This window comes from Herbinix hemicellulosilytica (assembly GCF_002904165.1).
Lineage (GTDB): Bacteria > Bacillota > Clostridia > Lachnospirales > Lachnospiraceae > Mobilitalea > Mobilitalea hemicellulosilytica.
Window position 1 is genome coordinate 32,394 of the sequence record NZ_CVTD020000016.1, and the last position, 13,743, is coordinate 46,136.

Consider the following 13,743-nt stretch of genomic DNA (forward strand, 5'->3'; position numbering starts at 1 on the left):
TTTTAACCTTAAATCTTTACACATTTTTTCATTATTGCAGCGTGGCTGGCGTATTTTCTTCTGCGATGTAATTTTCGAATATTGCCTTATTTCTGTAATATTTCTTTAAAGCCATGATACCTTATAGCCTTCTTTTATACATTAAGGCAATATCATTTAGACTTGCTTACTTAATAAAATATAAGCAAAATATTTCCAAGCAAAAAGCAGCTTAAAAAAGCTGCTTAATCAAATGCATTCCAGTAAACCAAAAATACCAATACACATCCCCATGCATTTCCTGTAATTTTTCTTACAATCAGCATCCCATATATTAAAAACATGGTAACTGTCATTTCTATAATTGATTTTGGAGTTATCCCAATCATGCCGTGAATAAGAATACACACAAGGGCACATATTAATGCTCCCCAATCAAAATATTTATACTTTGACGGCATCAATTCGCTTAATTTATCCCGAATAATAACATAATTGAATCCTTCAAAGAATCCCCAGCAAGTTGCGGTAATAAGCATACCCAAAACATTCCACGGGAATCCGCTTGATAATATTTCGGCTGTTGTATTAACTTTTATAAAGGGTACCCATTTATGGATTTCACCTATGTATAGTCTAAAGGCAAATTCGGGAATACAAAAGACAAGACTTAGTACCAGAGCTTTAATTAAATTTTTGGTATTCAATCCGTGATTTAAAAAACTGTCTTTTCTTATGATGCTCACTATAACAGACCCTAATCCGGCTACTCCAAACTGAAATACGCCTATCGATAATACCCTTAAAATAATATTTACCGAATCGTCTTTTATAAACTTATTAATATTATTTCCTAAAACCGTATATATTCCAAGGGCAATAACCGATGTTAAAAGTATAATCCAAAGATCAACCGACAATTGCTTTTCTCTTTCTTTGCTTATTCTATCCATCTTCTTTTTTCCTTTCTGTTATTATTAGGAAAATTGCTTTAAAACTTTTCAGCTTATACATTGAACTTTGTATTATATATCCCTTTGATTTGATTTCATATATTCAAAACCTTTCAGGTAAAAAATATTGAATCTGTGCCCGAATATAAACCCGGTATGCTTTAGTTTAAATCTACCGATCACTCTGCCGTATCTTCAATGATTATTTCTTCATCTATTACTTCGATGCTGTTATCACCGACATTTCTAATATTGCCTGACATATCCAGACTTCCCAGATGAGGCAGACCTCTTAAGTTACTTATATCTTTAATTTTATTATTTCTTACTTCAAGGCTTCTTAGGTTTTTTAAATTGCTTAGCACGCCAATGTCTTGTATTTTATTGTCATTAAGATATAAATACATAAGATTGGTAAGCCCTGCAAGTTTAGTGACATCGCTGATATTGTTGTTTGACATATGTAGACTTTCAAGATTAATAAGATCTTCAATACCGGAAAGGTCGCTTATACTGTTATTGTCTAAATTCAAATTCTTTAAAGCCTTTAATCCCGTCAATGGACTTATATCACTGATCTTATTGTCATTCAGCATTAAATATGTAAGCTTTTTCAATCCTTTAAGACCGCTTATATCACTTATATCATTATAGGATAAATCCAGATATTCCAAATTTATCATTTTCTCCAGGCTGCTGATGTCTTTTATTTTATTGCTGCCCAAATACAGGGTTTTTATTTCAGTAAGCCCAGATAGAGGCGAAATATCACTTATATCATTGCTCCACAATGATAGTTCCTTTAATTTTTTTAATTCTTTTAAGCTGTCAATTTCTTTGATTTTATTATTATTAAGGTATAAGGCTTGAAGGTCAGGCAGTTCTTTAAGATAAGAAATATCGCTTATTTGATTGGATTGACAGGAAAGCCATTTCAAATTTTTAAAATGAACGATATCCTCCAAACTTTCGATATCTCTGTAGTCCAGGTTCAATGAAGTTATCTTATACAGGTCGCTAAGATATATGTCACTCGTAGGTTTTAAAAGTATTTTTCTAATAACATTCTCAAAATTCTTGCTTTTCCATACTATAACTTTGTCTTCTTCCGGCTTTTGCATTGCCAGCCGGCTCATAAAATTTTTGATGACTTCATCTTTAGGCTTTCCTTCAACTACATACGGCCCGACAACATCATCCTGCCAGGATAAAAAATCCTCATCATAATTGCTGTAATAACTGTATGATTTATTGTAGGGATTTTTTAATATCTCATAAATTAATGGATTTAAATTCTGTCCCTCAAAAAACTTGCGGCTGCCGTTTGCTTTTTTAAGTACCCTTCCTAAAATGACAGATATTTTGTCATTCGAAGTATATCTGTTCCTTTGATATCCTTCGGAAGCAGCCCTGTACTGATATCCTGCTTTTGAACTGTCTAAAGTTAGCCATTCAATAAAAGGTCCCAATATATCCTTGTTTGGAGAATTTTTGTTTACCATTATTCCGAGGTTAAAATTATAAATAATATTATAAGGGGCCATACACGCCGCCCAATCCTCTGCCGTATTTTCCAGTGTCATATTTATGAAATTGTCTGTAAATGTTATATATCCGAATACCTTATCGCCTTTATCGTCAAGAGCATCATACCAATTCTGTGTCCAAATACGGGTATCTTTTATATAACCCTTGTCATATAAATATTTTGCCACATCCATATATTCGATCCATGCGGGATTAATTTCGCCGTTATCAGTCAAGGAAAAACTGTTGTCAACCGCAACTGCCAAATCCATATAACCGGATACTATATAATAACCGTTCTCTTTTAATGTTTTGGCCGCTTCTATAAACCTGTCCCAACTGTTTGTACCGCCTCCAATGATCTTATTTATCTCATCGGGATCGTCCGTCCCAAAAATCTCTTTTGCAACTGACCTCCGATAAACAAATAAAGATACGGTTGCATTATATGGAAGAGTAATTAACTCTCCTTCCGGATTGCTTCCGTTATCAATAATATATTGAGGAATATCAGCCTTTTTTAAAGCTTTCTTTACATCAATACCAAGTTCTTTAAAAGTGCATGCATATTCTGAAAGTTCTCCTTTAACAAACTGTGTAGCATATGCCGGTACACAATATAAATCTATGGAATCAGGCTCATTTATCAGTTTATCCATTATTATTTCCGTGATATCTTTCGTACTGTAATCCAAACCAATGTCATGAAAATCAATAAAATACTCAAAATCCCAATATTCTTCCGCGTATTTTTTGATAAGTTCCCGCTGCCCGGAATCTACGGTATAGAAATTTATTTTGCGTACTTCACCTACCGAAACAGGTTTGGTGTAAGATTTTTTAGTTTCTATATTAACCGTTCTGTTTAGTGTAATAAAAGCCAAAACAATTACAGCGATTATAAGCAAACATACACAGACGATGAATACAGTTTTTTTATGGAACAATTTAAATTTCAAACCGTACTCCCCCCCTATTTGCATTTCATAAGCTATAACCGAAATAAATCTCTTTTTCCCTGCCTTTCCCTTTTAATTCACAATTTCAAGGTCCGGTTTATGCAAAATATCCACAATATCAAGTTTGATATAAAGCTTCTGTCCTCTCCCCTGTCTTTACCGGCGGCTAATTCCGCCCCTTTTAGACAATTGCTTTATCAACAGCTCGGTTTTTTAGCCGTCTGTTCATCCGAAAGCCATTCGTCAAGCATGCAGACTCCGGCTGGATTGCCCTTAAAATGTTCATCGGTAAATACATCTACTACATAAATACTTCATACCCCGATTCTCCCCGTTTAGATTTATTATATTTTTATATGAGTAAGTAAAGAAATAATTTCATATTTTCATTAATTTAGATGTTTGTACTTATATATTGTATATAAATTTTTTATTTTTCCATATTTTATCATATGCTTTATTATTATGCAAAAAATAAATTAATTATTTCCTGTCACTTACATATTCATAATTTCAGTACTTTAAATAAGGCTACCATGAAAGCCTTTCACCGCAGTAATTTATAAATAAAGGCCTTTCCTCAACAGGAAGGTCCATATCCAAAACCACGTGAAGTATTCCATTGGCAGCCTCATCGGGACTAAGTTTTGCAGTCGTATCTAAATGCCCCCTCATATATGTTGCCACATGGCCCGGATGCATAGCAATTACCCTGCCGCCCTTAGTTCGTATATTGTTATGTACAAGAGCTGACTGCATATTATTTGCAGCCTTAGACATACAGTAGCCAAACCAGCCTTCCCTGTAGCAATCTTTTATGCTTCCTGCCTCGGATGTGATATTTAAGACAGTTTTTAATTTACTGTTCATAACAAGAGAACATAGGGCATTGGTAACACGAAGGGGACCTACAGCATTCACATTAATAACATGCAATATTTCATTAAAATCCAGATCATCGCCAAGTACTTTTTCTATATCGCCAAGAATTGCGGCATTGTTAACCAAAAAATCAATATGTGGAACTAAGGAAGCCACTTTATCTTTCATAGCTTTAACATCTGTATCATCTCCTATATCTAGGTCCACAATTTCCAGTTGGTTGCAATAAGTATCTTTAAGTTCGTCAACAAATGTTTCCTTCGGGTTTAATCTGCAGGCCACCACAAAAAAATCTCTGTTAAGCAAGCCCTTTACCAACGCAAGCCCTAAACCATGGTCAGCTCCTGTAACAAGTGCATACATCATAAATATATATCCCCCTAGGTTTTAATGTAATTTAACTCCAGTCCGTCTATTTAAACCGAAGCCTTATTCCATTTACTGACTGCTAAGACAATTCTTTTTCGTCATTTGGAACAAAACCACGCCTGGCATTAGACCTTTATACCCTCATTTCACCGTCAATTTCTTTCGTCCAGTACCTCTTCAGGCAATACAGATAATGCCTTTTTTAATATATATTTTACACTTTCGTTTTCTGCCCAAGGAGGAGTTATTATTTGCCTCCATAATCTGCTTCCTCTTTTATTGTGAAAGAGCCCGATTACATTTTTCAAAGCCTGTTGTCCCGTTTTCCTGTCATCGCCAAACCTCTCAACATATTTTATCAGACCTTCTATTATTTCACGCCTTGAAATATTATTTACTTTACCGCCATCAGCAAATTGGTCTACTTTAGTCAATAAAAACGGATTCTCATAGGCGGCTCTGCCCAACATAACTCCGTCCACATAATGTAAATGTTCCCTGATAGCTTCTATAGTCTTTATTCCTCCGTTTATCTCTATAAATAAACGGGGAAAGGCTTGCTTTATTTTATATACTTCTTCATACCTAAGAGGCGGGATTTCCCTGTTTTCTTTCGGACTTAGACCCTCCAGGATAGCTATACGGGCATGAATTATAAAATGTTCTACTCCTGCCTGGGAAAGAACCTTAACAAAATACTCCAAATCCTCATATTTATCAAAGACCACTTTATTTAAAGAGTCCGGCAAAACATTGGTTCCGTCGATTCCTATTCTGTGTTTTACGGTTATCGGTTTATTTGTTTCGTTTTTCATAGCCTGGATTATCTCTGCGACAGCTTCAGGATATGCCATGAGGGCTGCTCCCATTTGGTTTCCCGAAACCCGGTCTGAAGGGCAGCCGACATTTAAATTTATCTCATCATAGTCCCATTCTTCAGCAATTTTTACCGCTTCCGCTATCTCCTTCTTGTCACATCCAGCTATCTGCAGTGCTATAGGCTTTTCAAAAGGGTCAAAATCCAAAAGTTTATTTCTGTCTCCATGAACGATAGCACTGCTTGTAATCATCTCCGTATATAATACGGATTTTTTCGTAAGCAGTCTGCAAAAGTACCTAAAATGTCTGTCAGTTATATCAATCATAGGAGCAATGCTTATTCTTGCCATTTTTCTCTCCAATCTTTTATCAATAGGTAGTTCATTTAACATAATCATTCTGCCAATTTGTAAATTTCAAACTTCCGTTTGCCAACGTTCTGTTTTTCTAATCGGATAAAACTTTTAGTATTAATTTTTTGAACTTTATTCATACTGACTGCAATTACCGTTTCTTTACTGCAAATATTTTTTAATGATTCCAGCAAACAGCTGACATCACCTGTTCCTCCCTGCCAATCTACTAAATTCCCATAAGGAACATCTGTTATTATAATATCAGGTTTAACATCTAATTCAATACTCTCAAAAGCGTTTGCCTGAAATACCTGCACCTCAATTTCTTTTTGAATCATATTTAATAATTTTTTCGCACTCTTTATCGCTTCATTGTGCGATTCTTTATTATATTGTTTATAGAGCGATTCTAGCTCACTTATTCTGCGTTTAATACCTTCTTCGGATAATAATGAGAGATTGCGCTTTGCTATCTCAAGCATCATAAAATCTATATCACTGGCTATAATTCTAGCTATAGACCCCTGATTTAAAAATCCTAATACCGTTAGAGAATATCCCCCTCCACAGCAACAGTCATATAAACATATTTCTTCCTTTTTACCTGAATAGCCCAGGCATCTTCCGTATATTTCATTTATAAGCCTGACAGGAAAATTTGGCACCCCGCTAACATTATATAAAACTCTGCCACTTGCAAAATCTTCGTAATTACAATTCATTGCATATTTATATTCCATATTAATTACCACCGCTAGTTTATAATATGTTATTATTTTAATTTATTATCAATACCACTGTAAAGACATTCATAGTATCAACCACATCTCATTTCATACTTTTTAGCCTTTTTTAAAACCCGGCTTATATTGTAATTGTTCCTTTTTATAACGTTATTTTCACCTGGTTTTTTATGTTTAACCTTACAAAAAACTCCCTGTGAGGATATCTGTATATGTTTTATCAGGGTATTTTGTCCTCTTTCATTTGCCTATTTATCAAGGTATTCATCAAGCACCATCCTGTCCCCGTCTGTGCAAATAGTTATTGCTCCCGTCTCGTATGTAATAAAATAATTACTGCCTATCTCATCCAATCTCTCCAGAAGCTCCTTATGGGGATGCCCATACCGGTTGTTCTTTCCGCAGGATATCAGGGAAAACCTCGGTTTTACAATTTCAAGAAACTCTTTGCTTGTAGAATATCCTGACCCATGATGGGCCACTTTTAATACATCGTAATTATAAGTCATCCGTTTTTCTTTATTTAACCTGTTTTTTCCCAACATTGAAATTATCAATTCTTCCCCCTCCGCCTCTAAATCTCCTGTAAGAAGCATATCAAAATTTCCATAAGTCACACTTAAAACGGTTGAGGCCGCATTTTCAGAAAAATAATTGTATCCTTCAACAGGGTTAAGGCAAATTATTTCCAGTTTTCCCTCCTTTATATAATCTCCGGCCTTAATATACATGGTTTTGACATTATATCTTTCTGCAAGATTCTCCAGCCTACTGTAGGTATCAGATTTTGCCATAACCGCCATATCAATTTCTCCATTTTCATACCCGTATTTGATCAAAACGGTTTTTGGCAAAACAAGATTATATACGGTAATTTTATTATCTTTAATAAGCTCCATAATCCCGCTTATATGATCCGTATCCGCATGGGTCACTATAGCATAATCGATACGGTCAATCCCTCTGGACAAAAGATACGGCCTGATTCTGTAAATACCCACATTTTCAACATCCATGCTGCCGCCGTCAATGAGAAATGTTGTACCATTTTCTGTTTCCATAAAAATAGCATCCCCCTGGCCCACATCAAGAACGGCGACTGTTAACCCCTCCCTGTTTTTTGGATATATCAAAACAACTATGGCAAGGGCAAGAATTATTAATAATTTCTTTTTTCCGTATTTTTGCACCCCAGCAATGAATATAAAAATCAATAAATAGTAAATAACTATCCTCAATCTTTCAGGCCGGCCTGCCGTAATCAGGCTTAGCGGCAGGTTTGTCCCCAGTCTGCAAAGAACTTCATAAAATATAAGTATATAATTGGCCCCTCCCGCCAAAAATTTTCCTATAGGCAATGATATCATCCCAAATATTCCGGAACATAATGCCGAAACCATAAGTAAAGATGACAATGGCACAACCAACATATTAATAATTACCCCATAGGAAGCAAGCTGGAAGAAATAATATAACACAAGCGGCAGCGTAAAAATTTGTGCCCCGGCACTTACATAAATTCCGCTTAATATCGCATTCTTAGCCTCAAACAGCTTATTCAGGCAGGGAACAATTAAAGCAATACCAAGTATTGCGCCATAAGACAGCAAAAATCCGGCATGAAAAAGCTGCATGGGATTTTGAAGAAGGATGATAAATGCACTTAGAGAAAGGGCTGACAGTAAATCATAGGTTTTTCCGATAAGATTTGCAAACAGCATAATTATATACATCACTAAAGCCCGGTTGGTAGATACACTGAAATTTGTAAGGATACCGTAACAATAAATAAACATCAAAGATACCGCACTAGATATATAAAGCCCAAGCTTCAATTTTCTGAGAAAATAGTATATAACCGCACCTAACATGGAGATGTGAAGGCCTGATATGGCAAGAATATGAGATATTCCGTTTTCCTGATACAGATTCTTTATCTCATCATCCAGCAAATACTTCTCTCCAAGGATCATAGCCGTAAGGACTCCCGCTTCCTTATCTGGAAGAATTTTTATATATGTATTAATAAGCCGCTCTTTTAAATTATGCAATGCCGACCTGAAAATGGAATAAGACGAATCGGTAAGTGATATGTTTTCAGAATATACTTTATAAGAGATGTTTTGGATTTTATAATGGAGGTATTCGTTGAATCCTCCGGGATTTGAATTTGGGGAAAATTTATAAACCGTTCCGGATACAGTTACCAAATTTCCGATCTTAAAATCGTCATGGTCTTTGGCATATACTATAATATTTTCCACTGGATATGTTTTGTCATCCGATAAGGTTATCCGGTTATCTTTTAAATAATAAATACAGCCCTTTTCTCTTTTAGCTATCGAATTAATCTTTCCGGTAAGTATACAGGATGCCTTATCTTCAAATGCCGTATCCATATCCGGCGGCTTCATTTGATCTTTCATAACCAGAAATCCGAGCAGCATAAGAAGCGGGAGAATCCACAAGAAACTGTCTTTTCGATTTAGATATTTTTTGAAACGGTAAATTAACAGATACGTAAATAACCATATCAAAAGACTTGGAATTAAAAGAAATGGCAGGGGGATCTTTTTTAAGGCAAACAGAATTCCTCCGACAAAAGCCACGATCCCCCACAGGAAGGGTCTTTTTATCAACTTATTTTATCCCTCCTATTCTTCTTCCTCGTTAATGGAAAGGTTTCGTTCAAACAACCCGTCGAAGGGAGTATTGTGGAACATTTCGACTGTCTGACCGTTGATTCTGAACTGAACTTTGTTTATACCCGGCAGTTCAACCAAGGAATTTACTATGGAATATATGGCAACTTCATCGGTCACGGTAGGAAGCTTCTCCAAAAACTTTTCATTTAAATCTACATAGCAAATTTTTTCCTTAGTTGATACATTAAGAACCGTAGTACCCTCCGGGACGGTAGCGTATAATCCCATTTCTGTCGGTCCGTTAATAATCTGATTAATTACATGTTCTTCTATGGGCGAAGTTCCCGTATAAAAAATATTCCTTGTAGTCTTTTTTAATTTGTCACCCGTTTCATTGGCAAAATACAGGGTTACCTTATAATGGGTTTCAGCTCCGGTATTTTCGATAAAAAATTCCGCTGTCATAAGACCGGTCTGTACCCCGTTGGAGTCGATAAAGGGCTGACCGTTCACGTTGAAAAAAACAAAATCAATTCCCGGTATCTGGCACATGGTTTTTACAATGGTAGCCCTGCATAACACTTCCGGAATTCCTTTCAGCTCGTTGTAACTGGAATCGAAATTAATTATAAGCTGATCATCAGAAATACTATAATCCTTGATAGTTACACCTTCCGGAAGCCCCTTTTTATAAAACTTATTGGCAGGTTCATTCTGCAATACCTCCAAAAGCTCGGCGACCAACTCTTCTTTAGTCTTTCCTTCCGGAACATAACTTTCACTGACAAGTCCCGAAGTCTTGCTGTCTATATAATAAATCTGATATTCATTTTTTAAGATATCGATATTTTCATTTTTGCCGCCGCATGATATAAGCATCATCGCTGCAAGAATTAAAAATGCGATAAAAGCCCGTTTCATCTATATACCTCATTTCATAATAAAAGAGAAATGTTAAAATCACGCCGATTACTATATAAATATTAAAAATCCTGACCCGTTAAAGCTGTTTGTTTTATTGCCACAATCAGGCTATATAATTTAGCGGTATCCTTACGTTGAAGGTAGTCCCTTCTCCCTCCACGCTATGAACTTTAATCGCACCACGGTGCATCTGGATAACGCTCTTTGTAATTGCAAGCCCCAGTCCGGTACCGCCCGATTCCCGGGATCTGGCCTTATCCACCCTGTAGAATCTTTCAAATATCAAATCAAGCGCATCCTCAGGTATTCCTATACCGGAATCAGATACTTTGACATAAAAATATTTATGATCGGCATTTAGTGATACCCTTACCCAGCCGTCCGGCACATTGTACTTTATGGCATTTTCTATTAGGTTTGTCAGAGCAAGGGATAATTTTACCTCATCCACATCGGCAGTAACAGGGCGGAAGCTCTCATAAATCATTTCTATGTTTTGCTTTTTGGCAAGGGGCTGCAGCCTTTTTAATATCTGCTCCAAAAGCTCATTTATGTTGACACTGCTTATATTCATGTCACCGGCGGTTTTATTAAGTTTAACCAGGGCAAGAAGATCATCGATAATCTTACTTTCTCTTTCGATTTCTTCCGTTATATCAACCATAAATTCACGGTACAGCTCTACGGGTGCGTCTTCCTGCATAAGCAAAGAATCTGCCAAAACCTTAATTGAAGTTATCGGGGTTTTAAGCTCATGAGATACGTTTGAAACAAATTCCTGCCTTGAATTTTCAATTTTTTGAAGCCGATTAATCATCTGGTTGAAAGAATCCGATATTTTTTCAATCTCGTAATATCCTTTGATAGAGACCCCTTCATCCATCACGCCTTCCGATATTCTGTCTATGGAGCTGACAATATCAGTTAAAGGCTTGGTTAGCTTTCTTGAAAAAATAATAGCAAATAAAACTATAAATATGGCTAAAGCCAATGAAAATATGACGGCTCTTTGCTCCAAACTAAGCAGAATACTTTTTATGTCTTTGGAAGAGGAGTTCATGACAACAGCACCCACTACAGTCTTTTGATTATCGACCGTATGGGTGATAGGGTGTGTCAGTATCAGATAATTGTTTTCCTTGTCATAGACTTTGCTTATGTTGCCGTTAAAGCACTGGATTACTTCTTTTGATATCAGATATTTATTGTCGTCATAAAGTCCGTAGGTATCTTCTACAATATTCAGGTTGCTGTTTACTATAAGAATACGCCCCTGAAATACTTCCGCTATTCTGTTTACTTCCGCATCGATTTCAGGTACATCCGCCAGAGTCAAATACCCGGTAGGTACAATTTGGTTGGAAAGCATAATAATCTGGTCCTGCATCTGGCTAAACTTGCTGCTTACCGCTTTTTCCTCGTAATTGTCAAGCAAAATATACATGAAAATATACAGAGGAATAAGACCTACCACAATAAATACGAGAAGCATATGCATTCTCATGCTGTTTATAAATTTTAATTTACTCTTGATTCTGGAAAAAATAGCCGACACCCCATTTTGTATGTATATATTTTGGTTCGCTTGGATTGCTTTCTATTTTTTCCCGAAGTCTTCTTATATGAACGTCAACGGTTCTAACATCTCCGGGATAATCATATCCCCATACGATATTAAGCAAATTTTCACGGCTATATACTTTGTTGGGATTTAATACCATAAGTTCAAGCAAATCAAATTCTTTTACAGTCAGGTTAACTTCCTTATCCTTTATATAAACCCTTCTGTTCTCACAGTCAATCTTCATGTCATTAAATGTAATAACTTTACTCTTTTCATTGGAAGGTGCTGCTGTATTTCTGCCGCTTCGGCGCATTATTGCCTTTATCCTGGCCTTAACTTCAAGTATATTGAAAGGCTTTGTTATATAGTCATCGGCACCGTATTCCAGACCGAGAATTTTGTCCATGTCATCCCCTTTTGCCGTAAGCATAATTATGGGCATAGATGAAAATTCCCGAATTTGCTGACATACTTCAAAACCGGATAACTTAGGCAACATGACATCCAGAAGAACCACGTCATATTCGGTTTTTCGTGCCGCTTCCAATGCTTCTTCGCCGTCATAAGCGCAATCTACAATCATACCGTCCTGTTCCAGGCTAAATCGAATTCCTTTTACAATAAGCTTCTCATCATCAACTACAAGCACTCTCTTTGCCATTGACGCACCCCTCTTCACATTATTTTAATCTCTTTAAAATAAAAATTAATTTTATTTCTAATTAGTTACCGACTGTAATTTTATCGGCTATCCTGCTAAACAAACCTTCCTTAATCCCCGGAACCTTCATCAGGTCCTTAATATCGGAAAAATTGCCATGCTTATCACGATACTCTATTATGCTTTTTGCTCTTGCTTGTCCGATGCCCGGCAGGCTCATAAGGGCACTTTCATCGGCTGTATTGATATTCACTCTGGAGTCTAAAACATCCTCCTTAAAACTTACGCTTTCATTTCCCTGAACATACTCAGCCGGTGTTAAGTCTTTAAGCTCGTCTTTTGTAGGGATATAAATTCTTTGCCCGTCCTTAACTTCCATGGCCTGATTAACATAATCACCGGCAGCATCGGCTTTTAATCCTCCGGCAAGTTTTATAAGTTCCGCCAGTCTTGTTCCTGTTTCCACCTTATATACATCGGGATTTTCTACCGCACCGCACAGATGAACATAAATTAATACGGGAATTTCATCAGTCCGGGCATCGAAACCGTTTTCAATTATATCACCGGTTATTTCTGATGTACCGTCAGGAATACCGTCTTTTAGGTCCGTGTAATCAGAGCTGCTTTCCAAAGATGTAATTAAATCATTTTTTCCCTTATCAAATGAACAGGTGTAAATCAGTCCCGCCACAGCAAAAAACAGGCAGGATAATATAACCATTATTAATTTCCTATTTTTCATTTCAATCTTCCTTTACAATCCCATATTTAGGAATTATATCAGAAGATCTAAAAGTTCCCTCTATACTTTCTTTATTAGTATCTTTATTTTACATAAACAGATAATCGAATACAATAGGCATTTCGTCAAATAAATCTTAATTTTCTGTCACTATTTCCATTTGAATGTTATAATACCAATAATAATTATGATGATTCCAATCAACTTACGCCATTCGAAATCAACTTTCTCCGCCCCAAAAATTCCGAGTAGTTCAATCAGATACGCTACCAGCATCTGGGATGTGATGATAAACATGTTGGCCCTTGCCGGTCCTAAAGTCTCCACGCTTTTTATAACGGTGTAAGTAATAGCTGCGCCTATTACTCCTCCAAGCAGCATATATTTATTATCAATTTTTAAAAGTTCGGAAAAACTGTGATCCCTGCCTGTCACATACCAGGCACCCAGACATGCCAAAAACGCAGTAAACTGGACAAAACTGGAGCAAACCCAGATGCCCGTTTGCTTGGTTACTCCCGTATTAAACACACCCTGTATGCTCATAAATGCCCCGGAAATTATAGCAATTATAATACCCCACATGAAGAATCAAACCTTTCTTTTATTATTGTTTA

Annotated in this window: 12 protein-coding genes; all 12 read right to left on the reverse strand. The window is 36.2% G+C overall.

All coding sequences use genetic code 11. From position 1 onward, the window contains the following. Positions 1–224: 224 nt before the first annotated feature. Positions 225–932 (reverse strand): hypothetical protein, encoded by a 708-nt coding sequence (locus HHT355_RS07285; protein ID WP_103202783.1) that lies wholly within the window; start codon positions 930–932, stop codon positions 225–227. 179 nt (positions 933–1,111) lie between these two features. Next, positions 1,112–3,418 (reverse strand): extracellular solute-binding protein, encoded by a 2,307-nt coding sequence (locus HHT355_RS07290; protein ID WP_158245922.1) that lies wholly within the window; start codon positions 3,416–3,418, stop codon positions 1,112–1,114. 197 nt (positions 3,419–3,615) lie between these two features. Beyond that, positions 3,616–3,729 (reverse strand): PhzF family phenazine biosynthesis protein, encoded by a 114-nt coding sequence (locus tag HHT355_RS13970; RefSeq protein ID WP_113976276.1) that lies wholly within the window; start codon positions 3,727–3,729, stop codon positions 3,616–3,618. A gap of 220 nt (positions 3,730–3,949) precedes the next feature. Next, the gene (locus tag HHT355_RS07300) at positions 3,950–4,666 is read right to left on the reverse strand and encodes an SDR family NAD(P)-dependent oxidoreductase (protein WP_103202785.1); all 717 of its coding nucleotides are present in this window, start codon (positions 4,664–4,666) and stop codon (positions 3,950–3,952) included. 155 nt (positions 4,667–4,821) lie between these two features. Then, positions 4,822–5,880 (reverse strand): tRNA dihydrouridine(20/20a) synthase DusA, encoded by a 1,059-nt coding sequence (dusA, locus tag HHT355_RS07305; protein ID WP_103202786.1) that lies wholly within the window; start codon positions 5,878–5,880, stop codon positions 4,822–4,824. A 2-nt stretch (positions 5,881–5,882) separates the two neighbouring features. Continuing rightward, the gene (locus HHT355_RS07310; protein ID WP_103202787.1) at positions 5,883–6,584 is read right to left on the reverse strand and encodes a hypothetical protein; all 702 of its coding nucleotides are present in this window, start codon (positions 6,582–6,584) and stop codon (positions 5,883–5,885) included. A gap of 251 nt (positions 6,585–6,835) precedes the next feature. Beyond that, positions 6,836–9,226: a DNA internalization-related competence protein ComEC/Rec2 gene (locus HHT355_RS07315; protein WP_103202788.1), complete on the reverse strand. Its 2,391-nt coding sequence runs from the start codon at positions 9,224–9,226 to the stop codon at positions 6,836–6,838. A 15-nt stretch (positions 9,227–9,241) separates the two neighbouring features. Beyond that, complete coding sequence (locus HHT355_RS07320; protein ID WP_103202789.1) at positions 9,242–10,153, reverse strand: GerMN domain-containing protein; 912 nt, start codon at positions 10,151–10,153, stop codon at positions 9,242–9,244. Positions 10,154–10,259: 106 nt separating this feature from the next. After that, a complete protein-coding gene (locus HHT355_RS07325; protein ID WP_242967605.1) occupies positions 10,260–11,648 on the reverse strand; it encodes a sensor histidine kinase in 1,389 nt (462 codons plus the stop codon). Between the two features lie 31 nt (positions 11,649–11,679). After that, positions 11,680–12,381: a response regulator transcription factor gene (locus tag HHT355_RS07330; RefSeq protein ID WP_103202791.1), complete on the reverse strand. Its 702-nt coding sequence runs from the start codon at positions 12,379–12,381 to the stop codon at positions 11,680–11,682. Positions 12,382–12,442: 61 nt separating this feature from the next. Beyond that, positions 12,443–13,126 (reverse strand): helix-hairpin-helix domain-containing protein, encoded by a 684-nt coding sequence (locus tag HHT355_RS07335; RefSeq protein ID WP_103202792.1) that lies wholly within the window; start codon positions 13,124–13,126, stop codon positions 12,443–12,445. Between the two features lie 150 nt (positions 13,127–13,276). Beyond that, complete coding sequence (locus HHT355_RS07340; protein WP_103202793.1) at positions 13,277–13,711, reverse strand: DMT family transporter; 435 nt, start codon at positions 13,709–13,711, stop codon at positions 13,277–13,279. Positions 13,712–13,743: the final 32 nt, after the last annotated feature.